The organism is Glutamicibacter sp. FR1 (assembly GCF_047300825.1).
Classification (GTDB): domain Bacteria; phylum Actinomycetota; class Actinomycetes; order Actinomycetales; family Micrococcaceae; genus Glutamicibacter; species Glutamicibacter nicotianae.
The window spans coordinates 2,392,971-2,408,000 of the sequence record NZ_CP178602.1 but is presented as its reverse complement, the minus strand read 5'-3'; the positions used below and the strand labels follow the sequence as shown (position 1 = coordinate 2,408,000).

General features: G+C 57.9%; 16 protein-coding genes and 1 pseudogene. 13 read left to right on the top strand and 4 right to left on the bottom strand.

Translation table 11 applies throughout. From position 1 onward, the window contains the following. The first annotated feature begins 129 nt into the window (after positions 1-129). From map to rplQ, 7 genes and pseudogenes are all read left to right on the top strand, one after another. The gene (map, locus tag ACLQ8T_RS11595) at positions 130-963 is read left to right on the top strand and encodes a type I methionyl aminopeptidase (protein WP_413454717.1); all 834 of its coding nucleotides are present in this window, start codon (positions 130-132) and stop codon (positions 961-963) included. A gap of 230 nt (positions 964-1,193) precedes the next feature. Continuing rightward, complete coding sequence (gene infA / locus ACLQ8T_RS11590; protein ID WP_013349662.1) at positions 1,194-1,415, top strand: translation initiation factor IF-1; 222 nt, start codon at positions 1,194-1,196, stop codon at positions 1,413-1,415. A 127-nt stretch (positions 1,416-1,542) separates the two neighbouring features. Then, entirely contained in the window at positions 1,543-1,656 is a 114-nt protein-coding gene (gene rpmJ, locus ACLQ8T_RS11585) for a 50S ribosomal protein L36 (protein WP_013349661.1), read from the top strand. 148 nt (positions 1,657-1,804) lie between these two features. Then, positions 1,805-2,179, top strand: a complete 375-nt coding sequence (rpsM, locus tag ACLQ8T_RS11580; protein ID WP_413454716.1) for a 30S ribosomal protein S13 — start codon at positions 1,805-1,807, stop codon at positions 2,177-2,179. Between the two features lie 43 nt (positions 2,180-2,222). After that, positions 2,223-2,624 carry a 30S ribosomal protein S11 gene (gene rpsK / locus ACLQ8T_RS11575; protein WP_038992179.1) on the top strand — a complete coding sequence of 134 codons (402 nt, stop codon included), beginning with the start codon at positions 2,223-2,225 and terminating at the stop codon, positions 2,622-2,624. A 169-nt stretch (positions 2,625-2,793) separates the two neighbouring features. After that, positions 2,794-3,795, top strand: coding sequence for a DNA-directed RNA polymerase subunit alpha (locus ACLQ8T_RS11570; RefSeq protein WP_038992178.1), 1,002 nt, complete (start codon positions 2,794-2,796; stop codon positions 3,793-3,795). An 82-nt stretch (positions 3,796-3,877) separates the two neighbouring features. Further along, positions 3,878-4,318, top strand: a pseudogene (rplQ, locus tag ACLQ8T_RS11565) (50S ribosomal protein L17); the annotation flags it as partial. Between the two features lie 167 nt (positions 4,319-4,485). Here the strand turns inward: rplQ and ACLQ8T_RS11560 are convergent. Continuing rightward, positions 4,486-4,923, bottom strand: coding sequence for a hypothetical protein (locus ACLQ8T_RS11560; RefSeq protein WP_413454715.1), 438 nt, complete (start codon positions 4,921-4,923; stop codon positions 4,486-4,488). Positions 4,924-5,050: 127 nt separating this feature from the next. Further along, positions 5,051-5,389: a hypothetical protein gene (locus ACLQ8T_RS11555; protein WP_413454714.1), complete on the bottom strand. Its 339-nt coding sequence runs from the start codon at positions 5,387-5,389 to the stop codon at positions 5,051-5,053. A 280-nt stretch (positions 5,390-5,669) separates the two neighbouring features. Here ACLQ8T_RS11555 and truA point away from each other — a divergent pair, with 280 nt between their 5' ends. From truA to ACLQ8T_RS11530, 5 genes are all read left to right on the top strand, one after another. Then, complete coding sequence (gene truA, locus ACLQ8T_RS11550; RefSeq protein WP_083515551.1) at positions 5,670-6,605, top strand: tRNA pseudouridine(38-40) synthase TruA; 936 nt, start codon at positions 5,670-5,672, stop codon at positions 6,603-6,605. Between the two features lie 324 nt (positions 6,606-6,929). Beyond that, on the top strand, positions 6,930-7,373 hold the full coding sequence (gene rplM, locus ACLQ8T_RS11545) for a 50S ribosomal protein L13 (RefSeq protein WP_038992172.1): 444 nt from the start codon (positions 6,930-6,932) through the stop codon (positions 7,371-7,373). A gap of 38 nt (positions 7,374-7,411) precedes the next feature. Further along, the gene (gene rpsI / locus ACLQ8T_RS11540) at positions 7,412-7,912 is read left to right on the top strand and encodes a 30S ribosomal protein S9 (protein WP_052253868.1); all 501 of its coding nucleotides are present in this window, start codon (positions 7,412-7,414) and stop codon (positions 7,910-7,912) included. A gap of 169 nt (positions 7,913-8,081) precedes the next feature. Beyond that, positions 8,082-9,428 carry a phosphoglucosamine mutase gene (glmM, locus tag ACLQ8T_RS11535; RefSeq protein WP_204722620.1) on the top strand — a complete coding sequence of 449 codons (1,347 nt, stop codon included), beginning with the start codon at positions 8,082-8,084 and terminating at the stop codon, positions 9,426-9,428. A 148-nt stretch (positions 9,429-9,576) separates the two neighbouring features. Then, entirely contained in the window at positions 9,577-10,947 is a 1,371-nt protein-coding gene (locus ACLQ8T_RS11530; RefSeq protein WP_413454713.1) for a UDP-glucose dehydrogenase family protein, read from the top strand. Between the two features lie 75 nt (positions 10,948-11,022). Here the strand turns inward: ACLQ8T_RS11530 and ACLQ8T_RS11525 are convergent, their stop codons facing one another. Further along, complete coding sequence (locus ACLQ8T_RS11525; protein WP_413454712.1) at positions 11,023-12,471, bottom strand: NAD(P)H-hydrate dehydratase; 1,449 nt, start codon at positions 12,469-12,471, stop codon at positions 11,023-11,025. Between the two features lie 161 nt (positions 12,472-12,632). After that, positions 12,633-12,983, bottom strand: coding sequence for a holo-ACP synthase (locus tag ACLQ8T_RS11520; protein ID WP_066140694.1), 351 nt, complete (start codon positions 12,981-12,983; stop codon positions 12,633-12,635). 127 nt (positions 12,984-13,110) lie between these two features. On the opposite strand from ACLQ8T_RS11520, the gene ACLQ8T_RS11515 reads away from it, so the two are divergent. Next, positions 13,111-15,018: a DUF262 domain-containing protein gene (locus ACLQ8T_RS11515; protein WP_413454711.1), complete on the top strand. Its 1,908-nt coding sequence runs from the start codon at positions 13,111-13,113 to the stop codon at positions 15,016-15,018. Positions 15,019-15,030: the final 12 nt, after the last annotated feature.

The following is a 15,030-nucleotide window of genomic DNA, read 5'->3' as shown; positions in this document are numbered from 1 at the left end:
CGCGCAGGGACCGTGCAGCAACAATGGATGTTGCAGCCCGGTCCCTGCGCACTTTTTGCATTGATGGACCTTGCAGATGCCGGCAACGGCACAGGGCGGGACAACACACTTTAAGGCAGGGGAATCACATTGGCATTAGGACAGCCGACAATCGAGTACAAGTCCAACTCCGAGATGTTGAAAATGCGCAAGGCCGGGTTGGTTCTGGCTGAAGCACTGGACGAAGCTGTCGCGATGGCCCGCCCGGGCGTGCGGACCGAAGCTATCAACGAGGTTTTCGGCAAGGTGCTGGAACGCCACAACGCAACCAGCAACTTCCTCGGCTACCACGGTTTCCCGGCCAACATCTGCGCGTCGGTCAACCATGAGGTAGTCCACGGCTTCCCGTCCGACTACGAGCTGAAGGACGGCGATGTGCTGAAGATCGATGGCGGCGCCGTCGTGGAGGGCTGGCACGCCGACTCAGCCCGCACCGTTCTGGTCGGGGAAAACATCGACCCGGCTGACCAGCGCCTGAGCGATATCACCGAGCAGGCCATGTGGGCCGGCATTGCTGCCGCTGCCAACGCACGCTTCGTCGGCCAGATCGGGCAGGCCATCGATGACTACGTCACCAGCCAGCCAGGCGATGAGCTTGGCATCCTCGAAGACTACTGCGGCCACGGCATCGGCTCGCAGATGCACATGGCACCGGACGTGCTCAACTACAACTCCGGACACCGCGGCCCACGGATCAAGCCAGGTATGTGCTTGGCCATTGAGCCAATGCTCGTACGCGGCGGCATCGAGACCTCCGTGCTGGAAGATGACTGGACTGTAGTCACCAACGACAAGTCCAACGCCTCGCAGTGGGAGCACACCGTAGCCTTCCACATGGGTGGCATCTGGGTATTGACCGCGCACGACGGGGGAGCGGCGGGCCTGGCTCCATTCGGCGTGACACCATCGCCGATCCAGGGCTGACGCCACACCGGAAACCATGGGATCCAGTACGCTACTGCCTTGTGGCGTGCTGGATCTAACATTTTAAATATCGATGAACGATTGGCACTGCGAGAACTAATGCCGTATCGTTGTTTGTTGGTTCTTGATTTAATTGCGCCTAAAACCCTTAGGTTTTCGGTACAGCGATCAAGAGCCGGAACCAATTACTTGTTGGTGGAAAATGCCAACAAAAAAAGTTAGCGGGGAAAATGGGCAAGAAGGAAGGCGTCATCCAGGTAGAGGGTACCGTCTCGGAGGCACTGCCGAACGCGATGTTCCGCGTGGAGCTGCCAAATGGACACGTAGTGCTCGCCACTATCTCGGGTAAGATGCGTCAGCACTACATTCGAATCCTCCCAGAGGACCGAGTGCAGGTTGAAATGAGCCCATACGACCTCAACCGAGGTCGCATCGTCTACCGCTACAAGTAAATCTGCACAACCCAAGACATTCCCAGCAGGCCAAAGCGCAGTCATGCGCAACAACCGCTGGATGATTGTTCTTGGGCGAAGCTATTTACTGCTCCACATTTAACTGCAACCGCAAAAGGACAAAGCCTTGAAGGTTAACCCTAGCGTGAAGCCGATCTGCGACAAGTGCAAGGTGATCCGTCGTAACGGCGTGGTCATGGTGATCTGCGAGAACCCACGCCACAAGCAGCGTCAGGGCTAATTCCGTTCTTACGGGATTCCCACGCGTAGTCAATTAGGCAGTATCAGCCAGGACGGAAGTTCTGGTGCACCCCCGGATTCGGAGGCCGGGGCCGTGAGCAATCACGGAAGATGCTGCTCCAGACCTCCGTTCGTTGAAAGGTAGCCACTTGGCTCGTTTAGCAGGCGTGGATATTCCACGCGAGAAGCGCGTAATCATCGCGCTGACTTACATCTACGGCGTGGGCAAGACCCGTGCAGAAGAGACCATCGCAGCGACCGGTATCAACCCGGACACTCGCGTCAAGGATCTCAGCGATGACCAGCTCGTGCAGCTGCGCGACTTCGTCGAAGGCACCTACAAGGTAGAAGGTGACCTGCGCCGCGAGGTTCAGGCCGACATTCGCCGCAAGGTAGAGATCGGATCCTACGAAGGTATTCGTCACCGTAAGGGCCTGCCGGTCCGCGGTCAGCGCACCAAGACCAACGCACGTACCCGCAAGGGCCCGAAGCGTACCGTCGCCGGTAAGAAGAAGACTCGCTAAATCTTAGCGATCTAGTTCAAATACTTTTTTCGTAGGAGAAGAAATGCCCCCAAAGACTCGTGGAGCGGTACGTAAGCCGCGTCGCAAGGACAAAAAGAATATTGCGCAGGGACAGGCGCATATCAAGAGCACCTTCAACAACACCATCGTATCGATCACCGATCCGACTGGCGCTGTGATCTCGTGGGCTTCGGCCGGCGAGGTAGGCATGAAGGGTTCGCGCAAGTCGACCCCATACGCTGCCCAGATGGCTGCCGAGTCCGCTGCAAAGCGCGCTCAGGAGCATGGCATGCGCAAGGTTGACGTTTTCGTCAAGGGCCCAGGCTCGGGACGCGAAACCGCGATCCGTTCGCTGCAGGCTGCTGGCCTTGAGGTTGGATCCATCCAGGATGTTTCCCCAAGCGCTCACAACGGTTGCCGCCCATCGAAGCGTCGCCGCGTCTAATTGATTCGCTAGGCTTAGCCTAAGAAGTCACCGAAGCATTCACTCGTTGGTGCTCCGGTGACTATCTTGGACTTATTAGCCTGCAAAAGACGAACGGCCACCTCAGGCTACCGTCGTTTCCACCCCCGTGAGGCGTCATATAGCGGACGCTCGCTGAAAGGAAATGTAAGTGCTCATTACGCAGCGCCCAACCCTGACCGAAGAAGTAGTTGCCGAAAACCGCTCCCGGTTCGTTATCGAACCACTGGAGCCAGGCTTTGGCTACACCCTTGGTAACTCGCTCCGCCGTACCCTGCTCTCTTCGATTCCTGGTGCTTCCGTCACCAGCATTCGAATTGACGGTGTACTGCACGAGTTCACCACCGTAGCCGGTGTCAAGGAAGACGTCACCGAACTGGTCTTGAACATCAAGAACCTGTCGGTGTCTTCCGAGCACGACGAGCCAGTCGTTGCCTACCTGCGCAAGCAGGGCCCTGGCATCGTTACTGCAGCGGACATCACCCCTCCAGCAGGTGTGGAGTTCCACAACCCTGATCTGCACATCGCCACCCTCAACGCCAATGGCAAGTTCGACATGGAACTGACCATTGAGCGCGGCCGTGGCTACGTGTCTGCCGCTCAGAACAAGAACATTGATGGCGAGATTGGCCGAATCCCAGTTGATTCGATCTACTCCCCAGTTCTGAAGGTGACCTTCCGCGTGGAAGCAACCCGTGTTGAGCAGCGCACCGACTTCGATCGCCTGATCGTTGACGTGGAGACCAAGGAATCGATCACCCCGCGCGATGCAGTTGCATCCGCAGGTACCACCCTGGTTGAGCTGTTCGGTTTGTTCCGCGAACTGAACACTCAGGCTGAAGGTATCGAAATCGGTCCATCGCCAACCGATGCAGCCATGGCTGCTGACATGGCGCTGCCGATCGAGGATCTGGAACTCACCGTTCGTTCGTACAACTGCTTGAAGCGTGAGGGCATCCACTCCGTGGGTGAACTCGTTACCCGCTCCGAGGCCGACTTGATGGACATCCGCAACTTCGGCGCAAAGTCCATTGACGAAGTCAAGGCCAAGCTGGTTGAACTGGGTCTGGCCCTGAAGGATTCCCCTCCAGGCTTCGATCTGGCCGCTCGTAGCGCCATCGACGATGGCGACGAATACGACGAAGGTCTGTAAGACCCGCGTCAAGCGACACACTACTTCATCCGACTGGACGACAGATTCGTCCAGTACGGGTTATTCATCTAGGAGAACTACCATGCCTACCCCTACCAAGGGTCCGCGTCTCGGCGGCAGTGCAGCACATGAGCGATTGATTTTCGCTAACATGTCGGCACAGCTCTTCGAGAACAAGAAGATCACCACCACTCTGACCCGTGCCAAGCGTCTGCGTCCACACGCAGAGCGCCTGATCACCTTCGCAAAGCGCGGTGACCTGGCTTCGCGTCGCCGCGTCCAGGCCGTCATCGCTTCGCGTTCGCGCACCAACAAGTCGATCGTTCACGAACTGTTCGAGAACATCGCACCAGCAATGGCAAACCGCGAGGGTGGCTACACCCGCATCACCAAGATCGGCAACCGCAAGGGCGACAACGCTCCTATGGCTGTTATCGAGCTCGTGATGGAGCCAGTTTCGCCAAAGCAGGCTGTCGTCAAGGAAGCCACCCAGGCTGCCGAGAAGGCCGCTGAGACCGAAGAGGCCTAAGCTTCTTCGAGCTGAAGCTCCCTCGCCTGCAAGGGCAAAAAGAGTCCCGTTGGATCCGCAAGGAGCCAACGGGAATCTTTTGTTTAAGCCTGTTCAGCGATGCTTGCCGGAGCGCGTGCCCGTCAGATGGCGGGTCACGAGCATCCGCAACGTGGAATTTCCTAGCTGAACGAATCCATGTCTGGGCAGGCCGTATTCAGGTATTCAGTAGCCTCCGAGGCTTCGGCAGTGTCGAGCTCGGCGACTTTTTGCGAAATCTCCATCATATTGCTGCCGTCTGCTTCAGCCAACAAGTCTGCCATTTCCTTGTTCTGCCCGGCAGCTGCGTTCAACGACGCAGCAAGCTTGTTGTCTTTGGTTTTCTCAGCGGCTTCACCCAAGATGGCATCGAACTCGTGCATGACCTCGACGTATGCTGAAGTATCGCCCGCCATGAGTTTTGCGCTGGAATCATCTGCCTTCTTCTGCAGCTCGCGTTCGGCTACCTGGTCGTTAATGAAAGCGCAGGTGTCCTCTGTGGACATTTTTCCATCACCGCAACCAGTGAGCATGAGGGAAGCAATCGCGAGCGCAGCTGCAGGTGCCGCGAACTTTTTCAACATGGAGATCCTTAGATGGTGAACCGCTGGTCTAGCAGGGTAGCCATTGAGGACTACTTGATTATTCTATAGTCAGGATTTACTGCACGCGGTGCCTGACGTGCTTGGGTCTGCGGACGAAACGCTTTTACGGCTCGACCGTGCCGGATTCCTCACCGGAAATCGCGCAGGCCTGATCCACATAGTCCGAATATTGGTCTGTCAGATCGACCGCGGCCGCTTCAAGGTCTGCCTCGAACGTTGGATCATCGAAAGTGCGGCCCTCAATGAGGTCGACGAAGTCCTGGACCCTGCTGATTTCTGAGTCCAATGCAGTGCGCAGTTTCCCATTTCTGGTCTGCTCGGAAACTTCTTGGTAGATGCCGATGGTGGCTTCCATGGCATCTACGACAGGTTGCGTGTCTTGCTCAATAACGCCCATATATGCCAGCCCCCACTTGTCCCCGATCGATTGCTCGATAGCCATTTCATTAAGCAGGTTGCATGACTGCTCGGTGTTCAGCTGGCCGGAACTGCAGCCACTCAAGCAAAGCCCAATGGCGGTTGATGCTGCAATGATGCTTGCGGTAGTCCTTCGCATGGGAAGTCCTTAGAACGGTGATGATGGCCTTGCCGCCTAAGTGGCAGGACGTTGGATGCACACAGGCTACCTCCGGGGAGAGTTGCGTTTTTGCGCCTGTGGATAACCGGCCGTAAGGCGGCCGTTGATTCGACGGTTGCGCAGGTCCTTACGCATAATTGAATGCATGAGTATCCAGCCAGAGAGCATCGATCCCATGGGCACCAACGCATTGGGGGCCACTGCCGCACCAGCGTGGCTCCGGATGCGCATGGTCCTCGGATACGACGGCGCCGCCTACAGCGGTTGGGCACGCCAGCCCAATGTCCTAGGCGTGCAGCAGCTGGTTGAGGAAGCATTGGAAATGCTGGTGCGCCGCCGTGTGCGAGTGGTTGTCGCGGGCCGCACCGACGCAGGCGTGCATGCGCGTCACCAGGTGGTGCATTTCGACCTGACCGATGACGAATACGCGGGTCTGCCGCGCAAGGCGCCCCTGGCTCCCGGCCCAGCGCTCGTACGCCGCATCAATGGCATTCTTGGCCGCCAAGAGGGTGCCGTGTGGGTCCATGAAGCCGAGCGTGCTCCAGAAGGCTTCGACGCCCGGTTCTCGGCGCTGGCCCGCCGCTATTCCTACCGGATCGCCGATGGCCAGCAGCGCTGGGATCCGCTGACCCGACACCTGACCGCATGGCACCGCGAAGAGCTCGATGTCGAGGCCATGAATCGCGAGGCGCAAAGCGTGCTGGGCCGCCATGACTTCTTGTCCTACTGCAAGCCTCGTCCGCACGCCACGACCATTCGCACCTTGCAGGAATTCTCCTTCACCCGCGGTGCCGACGGCCTGGTGCTGGCGCACCTGAAAGCCGATGCCTTCTGCCACAATATGGTCCGTGCGCTGATTGGCGCTGCAATGATGGTGGGGGACGGGCGTGAGCAGCCGGGCTTCTTGGCCCAGCGGCTGGAGCAGATGGTCCGTGACTCGAAGACCAAGCTTTCGCACCCGCGGGCGCTGGTTCTCGAAGAGGTCTATTATCCGGAAGCGGGAGAGCTGGCAGAGCGGGCACTTAGGACCCGCGCGCTGCGCACCGATGATGAAGTAGATACGGCCCGCTCGGAAGGCTGATTGGCGTTGAGCCCCGGAATCTTAAGGGTGTTGTTGCTCACGGCATACATCCTTTTTTGGCCGGAAACACTTTAATCCGCTAAACTTTTATGAGTTGTGTATGTCCACGTTCGACACTACACGCCCAAGCGTGACGGCTTAGTTGCATAGTCGCTGGTCTGCTGGGTGTGCGAACAGCATATGGACGGCCGGTTATCATCAGTCCTCACCTGACGTACTGGTCTAAACACAAGAACAACACGACAGTGCCTGTCACTGGGGGATCTCACCGCCTTCAGCCAAGCGACTGTTTGACCAGAAACGAATCAACGTAAGGCAATTACTGTGCGTACGTACACCCCAAAGCCGGCTGACCAGACTCGTCAGTGGTATGTCATTGACGCCACCGACGTAGTGCTCGGCCGTCTCGCCGTCCAGGCCGCAACCCTGCTGCGCGGCAAGCACAAGCCAACCTATGCTGCACACATGGACATGGGCGACCATGTCATCATCATCAATGCAGACAAGGTTGCACTGACCGGTAAGAAGCTGCTGAACAAGCGCGCTTACCGCCACTCCGGTTTCCCAGGTGGCCTGAAGAGCATCAACTACGCAGACCTGCTGGAAAAGAACCCAGTACTGGCTGTTGAGAAGGCTATCAAAGGCATGCTGCCTAAGAACAAGCTTTCGGATGCCCAGCTGTCGAAGCTGAAGGTATACCGCGGCGCAGAGCACCCACACGCTGCTCAGTCGCCGAAGGCACTGGAAATCACCCAGGTCGCTCAGTAGTCCTGGCCCCGAGAAGAAATACTTAATAGGAGATTATCGTGGCTCAGAACGCTGAAGAAACCACTGAATTCGAGGGTGAGACCCCTTCGACCTACACTACCGAGACCGCAGCTTCGACTGTTGTTGCTGACACCGAACGCGCTCCGCTGACCGTGCCAGGTGCAGCTGTTGGCCGTCGCAAGCAGGCTATCGCCCGCGTTCGCCTGGTACCAGGCTCCGGCAAGTGGACCGTAAACGGTCGCGAGCTGGACAACTTCTTCCCAAACAAGCTGCACCAGCAGGATGTTAACGAACCATTCAAGGTTCTGGGTCTGGAAGGCGCATACGACGTTATCGCACGCATCAACGGCGGCGGCATCTCCGGTCAGGCTGGCGCACTGCGCCTGGGCATCGCCCGCGCCCTGAACGAGATCGACCGCGACGCTAACCGCGCCACCCTGAAGAAGGCCGGTTACCTGACCCGTGACGCACGCGTCATCGAGCGTAAGAAGGCTGGTCTGAAGAAGGCACGCAAGGCTTCGCAGTTCTCGAAGCGCTAAACCTTACTTCAAGGTCTTTCCGAGGGCCCTGTCATCCTGCAAAGGATGTCAGGGCCCTTGGGCATTTAACGCCGAGGAACGCAAAATGCTATTAAACTTTTCTCATATCACTGTAATTCCGGGGCTTTGAGCCATTTAAATCAATGCAGAGGGCATATGATTGAATGCGATGGCAAGGTTATTTGGGACCGATGGGGTCCGAGGAAAAGCAAACGAACTGTTAACTCCCGAGCTCGCGCTGGAACTGGCGCAGGCGGCATCCGTGGTGCTGGGCTTGAGCCAACCAGAGGACGGCTACAAGCCAGTCGCAGTGGTTGCCAAGGATCCGCGCATCAGCGGTGACTTCCTGTCCGCCGCAATCGAGGCCGGCCTGGCTGCCTCCGGCGTCGACGTGATGGATGCCGGCACGCTGCCCACTCCCGCGGCGGCATTCCTGGTAGGGGACTTGAACGCTGACTTCGGCGTCATGATTTCCGCCTCGCACAACGCGGCTCCGGATAACGGTATTAAGTTCTTGGCCCGTGGCGGCAAGAAGCTGGACGATGCGTTGGAAGACGCCATCGAAGCCTGCTTGAAGATGCCAAAGCCACGCCCAACCGGCGGCGAAGTAGGACGTGTCTCGCGTTTCGCCGACGCTGAAGACCGCTACATCATGCACCTGCTGCAGGCACTGCCTAACCGGCTCGACGGCTTGAAGGTAGTCCTGGACTGCGCCCACGGCGCTGCTTCGGGATGCTCCCCGGAGGTCTTCAAGGCTGCCGGCGCCGAAACCATCGTCATCGGCGCAGATCCGGATGGCATCAACATCAATGACGGCTACGGCTCCACCCACCTGGAGAAGCTGCAGGCCGCTGTGCTGGAGCACGGAGCGGACTTGGGCATCGCCCACGACGGCGACGCCGACCGCTGCCTGGCCGTTGACCATGAAGGCACGATCGTTGACGGCGACCAGATCATGGCCATCATGGCACTGGACATGAAGGACCGCGGCGAGCTGAAGGACAACACCCTCGTTGCCACCGTGATGAGCAACCTCGGCCTGACCCTGGCCATGGAAGCTGCAGGCATCACCGTCAAGCAGACCGGCGTGGGTGACCGCTACGTGCTCGAAGGCATGCGTGAAGGCGACTTCTCCCTGGGCGGCGAGCAGTCCGGCCACGTGATCTTCTCCAAGCACGCCACCACCGGCGACGGTGTCCTGACCGGCCTGATGATCGCGGCTCGTGTGAAGGCTACCGGCAAGACCTTGAAGGAACTTGCTGCTGTGCTGACAGTCCTGCCGCAGGTCCTGATCAATGTACGCGGCGTCGACAAGGCCGGAGTTCCGGACTGCGATCCGCTGCAGGACGCTGTTGCCGCCGCCGAGGCCCGCTTGGGCACCACCGGTCGAGTGCTGCTGCGCCCTTCGGGTACCGAGCCTGTAGTCCGCGTCATGGTTGAGGCGGCTACCCACGACCAGGCCCAGACAGAAGCTGAAACCCTGGCCGAGTCGGTCAAGGAGCACCTGTCCCTCTAGGCTCTGCAACTGCCCAGCAACCACTACGTAAATATCAAGAAAACTCACACCCCCGCAGTGCGTTCCATGCCGGAACACGTTGCGGGGGTGTGGCATGCTAACTAGTAGGAACCGATCTGGGTTCGCGTTCTCGGAGAGAAGGACTTTCGTGACTCTACGCATCAGCGTGATCGGCACCGGCTACCTCGGTGCAACCCATGCCGCCTGCATGGCTGAACTGGGCTATGAAGTCATTGGACTGGACGTGGACACGGCCAAGCTCGAAGCCTTGGCCGCTGGTGTTCTGCCTTTCCACGAGCCGGGCCTGCCCGAGCTGCTGCGCAAGCACGTGGCCTCCGGGCGCCTGCGGTTCACCGACAGTTACGCAGAAGTCGCTGCCGGCGCGAATATCCACTTCATCACCGTGGGAACGCCGCAGCGTGCTGATTCGCAGTCCGCAGACATGTCCTACGTCGATGGTTCCGTGGACTCCCTGCTGGAGCACATCACCGGCGAAGCGCTGATTGTCGGCAAGTCCACCGTCCCGGTAGGCACCGCACGACGGCTGAGCGAGAAGATTGCCCAATCTGCCAAGCCGGGAAGCGACATAGCGCTGGCCTGGAATCCAGAATTCCTGCGTGAGGGTTTTGCTGTCCAGGACACCCTGCGCCCCGACCGGCTGGTCTATGGATTGCAGGATGGGCGAGGCCTGGAACTGCTACGCAAAGTCTATGCTCCGATCCTCGCCTTGGACACGCCGGAGATCGCCACGGATCTGGAAACCGCGGAACTGGTCAAGGTCGCGGCCAACGCCTTCCTGGCTACCAAGATTTCCTTCATCAATGCTTTTGCCGAAGTCACGGAGACCGTGGGTGGCGACATCAAGGTCCTCGCCGACGCCATTGGGCACGATAAGCGCATTGGACGCCGCTTCCTGAACGCCGGGGTGGGGTTTGGCGGTGGATGCCTGCCGAAGGACATCCGCGCGCTCCAAGCCCGGGTCAGCGAGCTTGGGTTGAGCCAGACCATGGGCTTCTTGGCAGAAGTCGACCAGATCAATCTGCGCCGCCGTGACCGCGTGGTCTCGCTCGCCTCGCACATGCTCGGCAACGAGCTGGCAGGCAAGCAAGTGTGCGTACTCGGCGTGACCTTCAAGCCGGACAGCGACGACGTGCGCGACTCTCCAGCCCTGGATATCGCCGTACGCCTGTACAACGAAGGCGCTGAAGTCTCGGTCTACGACCCAGAAGGCAACGCCAACGCTGCCCGGCGCTTCCCGCGCTTGAACTATGTGGACTCCTGCAAGGAGGCCGCGCAGAAGGCAGATTTGACCTTGGTGCTGACCGAATGGAACGAGTTCCGGGAAATGAACCCGTCCGACCTTGCCGACGTGGTTGCAAGCAAGCAGCTAATCGACGGTCGCAATGTCCTGGACCGCCCAGAATGGCGGAAGCAGGGCTGGACCATCACCGGCCCGGGAGAGTACTTCGAGCTGGGCAACATGGCTCCGGCGACCACCTCGATTCCGGCGCAGGCCTGAACGGTGTAGCCGGACATGGAAGAGGCGGTTCTCCGCATTAGGAGAACCGCCCCTTCTACGTGTTGCATACGCAGGCTAGAAGCCGAACTGCTTCATGACCTTGGGAAGATTATCGATCAGGCGAGAAGCATTCACGGTGCCGTCCGTGGCGGTCACCCGGCCCAGATGGCCGTGGATGTACGCCGCGCACGCAGTCAACTCCATCATGCGGCGGTTGGGCACGGTTCGCAGGCCTTCGGTGCCCGTCAGCGAGCTGTCGGAGAGCATGTAGCCGAGGATGCCGGTCAAGACATCTCCGCTGCCCGCAGTGGCCAATTCTGGTGCCGAGTGGCTCACCATCAGGCTGTCGCCATTAGGCGCAACAATGTAGCTGGTCGGGCCCTTGAGCAGGACTACAGCGTTGTAAGCCAAGGCGGCCCAACGGGTCCAGCGAATCGGGTCCTGGGAAAGCTCATCAGGGGTGATCTTCACGCCCGCGCGGCCAAGCATCATGCGCAATTCCTTGGCGTGGGGCGTCAGCACGCGGGGCTGCTCGCTGGGCCCGGCAGGAACCACATCCAGGCCGGATGCGTCGATGACAGCTGGCTGGGGGCTGGCGAAGACATCAGCGATGGCACCAGTCGGGGGAGTGCGTCCATCCAAGCCCGGACCAATAGCCCACGCCTTGATCTTGGCGCTCTTGCCGTGGATCTGGCGGCGCGAGAATGACAGCGCTTCCTTGATCTGCTCATCATCCAACGGCACGGACTCCGGCACGGAGACTGCCATAAGCGGCTGGATGGAATCGGGTACGTGGGTGCGAAGCAGCCCGACCCCGCAAGCCACGGCGGCCTTGGCGGTCAGCTGGGCAGCTCCGGGATACAGGTCGGAACCTGCGATGAGGCCAAGGACTCCACGCTGGTATTTGTGGCGTCCGGCATCCCGCCAGGAGCGGTGCTGGTCCAGCAGCTCGCGGGCAGCCTGCTCGTCCACTAGCTGGGTGCCGGGCTGGACGGAAGAAAAGTCGAATTCCAGATCAGCCACGGTGATCTCGCCGGTAACCAGCGGTCCATCCACGGACAGCAGGCCGGCCTTCATGGCGCCGAAAGTCACCGTGCGTTCAGCGCGGAGAACCGAGTCCTGCGCAACGCCGGTTTCAGGGTCCAACCCTGAAGGAACATCGCACGCTAGCACCCGTACACCAGCCGGAACCGACGGCACGTCGGAACCGGCTCGATATCCAAGACCATAGATGGCGTCGATAACGAGCGAGGCATTCGCCAGTTCTCCGTCGCCATCTGACAGATCCAGCATGGTGCCGCCGGCGGCTTGATACGCTGCAGCAGCCTCTGCGTTAATCTGCTCGTGGCATTGTAGAGCCAGCGTGGAAATCTTCTGCTGCTGAAGCTCAGCCAGTGCATACAAGCCATCGCCACCGTTGTTGCCCGGGCCGATCAGTCCGACCACGAACGCCGGTTCGGTGCTGTGTCCTTCGGCCAGCATGGCGACAGCCGTTGAAGCTAAATGGGCGGCGGCTTGCTTCATTAAGCTGGTCTCGCCCCGCTTGGATTTCTCCTGGGCTTCAACCGCACGAATTTGCGCAACACTGTAGACAGGAATCATAAGACAAACAATACTCAAGGCTTCTGTGCGATGCCCTACTTAATGAGATACGTGTCGTTATTCTTTCGTCGTAGCGTTGGTGCTCAGCGTTCGGCAACCACCATTGCGATCGCCATGTCGCCATCGTGGGACATGGTCAGGTGCCAGGATTTGATGCCGCGCAGCTCGCTGGCTGCGGCCACTGAGCCGGTGTTGTGAATCTGGGGATCACCGGCTTCGTCCTTGCGGATGGTGCAGTCCTGCCAGTTCATCCCGGCAGGAGCGCCCAGTGCTTTGGCGATTGCTTCCTTGGCTGCGAAACGGGCTGCAAGAGAACGCAGGGGCAGGTCCCGTTCTTCTTCGGTGAAGAGCCGGTCGCGCAACCGTGGAGTCTTCTCGAGCTGACGACCGAAACGTGGCACATCAACGATGTCCACTCCAATACCTGCAATCATGCCTATCAGTTTATCCAGTGCCTGCAAGGCAAAAAAATTACAGACTAGTAGGGAAATAATTCAGATTGTCGGTGGTGTGATGTTTTATTGATCTTGGAGAAAGAACCGAATCTGATGAAAGCGCCTGATGGAAACTCACACACGCAGCCCACGCGACCTTTTTGAAGGAAAAGAGCACTACGAAATCCCGGCTTTTCAGCGTCCTTACGTATGGACGGAAGAAGATCAATGGGCACCTTTATGGGACGATGTTCGAAAGGTTGCAGAAACCTACATCGCAGTGAAACAGGCAGATTCCGAGGCGGAGCCTGAAATCCAACACTTCATGGGTGCTGTAGTTTACGAGTCAAAAAAGCCGATTGCAGGCGATGTTACTCGCCACGATGTCATTGATGGTCAGCAACGAATGACCACAATCCAGATCCTTCTTGATGCTGTGCACGTCGTCCTAGAGCATCGCGGACACATTGATCAGGCTGAATCCTTGGAAGAGCTGATAATCAATGGCGCGGCGCGGTTCAAAGGTAAGCGGGAGAGATTTAAGTTGTGGCCTTCTCAGACTGACCGCAAAGCATTTGAATTTGCTATGGATCCTGCGTCGGATGACAGCGTCGAGCACAGAATCGTCGAAGCGCACAAGTTCTTTCACAATGAAGCCAAAGATTGGATCCTTGGGACTTCAAATGAAGATGGGATCGTCCCGCCTGGAGACGAATCCTTACGAGTTGAAGCCTTGAGCTCAACGCTTCAAGACAGATTGCTCCTGGTCGCGATAGATCTAACCGGGCACGATGATTCTCAGCTTATTTTTGAGACACTGAATGATCGCGGCACTCCGCTGCTCAAAGCAGACCTAATCAAGAACTGGGTTTTCCGGAAAGGCGAGCAAATTCAGGCCGACGTAACTAGGTGGGCCGACGACCTTTGGGCCGAATTCGACGGAGAATGGTGGCGATCTGAGGTCCGCCAGGGCCGACTCACACGTTCTAGGGTCGATATCTTCTTGCATTATTGGATGACCATGCGCATGCAAGATGAATTTAAAGCAGATCAGGTTTTCCGCGCATTTAAAGAATACGCAGAGCCGTTTATGCGGACCGCGACTGACGCAGAGCGTTTGCTGAACGAACTTCGGAAAGATGCTGATACGTTCCACGAGTTCTCGATACTTGAAAAAAGCACTCCGGAAGGTCAGTTCTACGTTCGCGTGATTGATCGTCTGGATATGGCCGCAACTACTCCGGTTTTCCTCTGGATGCTATCGGCGAACCACGCTGTACCCGCCGAGCAACGTCGCATCGCGTTGGAGGCGCTGGAAAGTTGGGCGATCCGACGTATGCTACTTCGGTTGACTTCTAAGGATATGAATAAGTTTGCCATTGTAATTCTCAAGATGCTGGAATCCTGTAGCAAAGATGAAGTGGGCGACAAGCTGGTCGAGTTCCTCGCCAACCAAACGTCTGAAACGAGAAGGTGGCCAGTTGATTCTGAGATGCAATCAGTTCTCTCAACTCAACGTGTTTATGGTTTTATCCGGCAGGACCGTCTGCGTGTTATTTTCATTGCTATTGAGCAGCACCTTAGGACGCAAAACTCGAAATACGAAGCCATTAGTCTGCCAGAAAAACTCGAAATTGAGCACTTAATGCCACGAGGCTGGCGTACTCATTGGGACACTGACCCGAAAATGGAACTGGAGCGTGCACAACAACGAGATGTGCTCGTCAATTCTCTTGGAAACCTAACTCTAATTACGAAATCGTTGAATGGTTCCTTATCTAACCGTCCTTGGACCGATCAAGAAGCGAAAGGCATGAGGGACGGTGGAGCGCCGGGTACTGGAAAGCACAGCCTTTTGGATGAATATAGTCTGCTGGTTTTGAATAAGAAGATACTCTCTAATCATGTAGAGGGCTGGAACGAGAACGATATTACAGCCCGTTCGGCATCATTGGTCGAGAGCATTTGTGAAGTTTGGAAAAGGCCGAATGAACAAGAACTCTCGACTGTCGACCACTTTTCCAAAGAGCCGTAAATAAAAATGCGG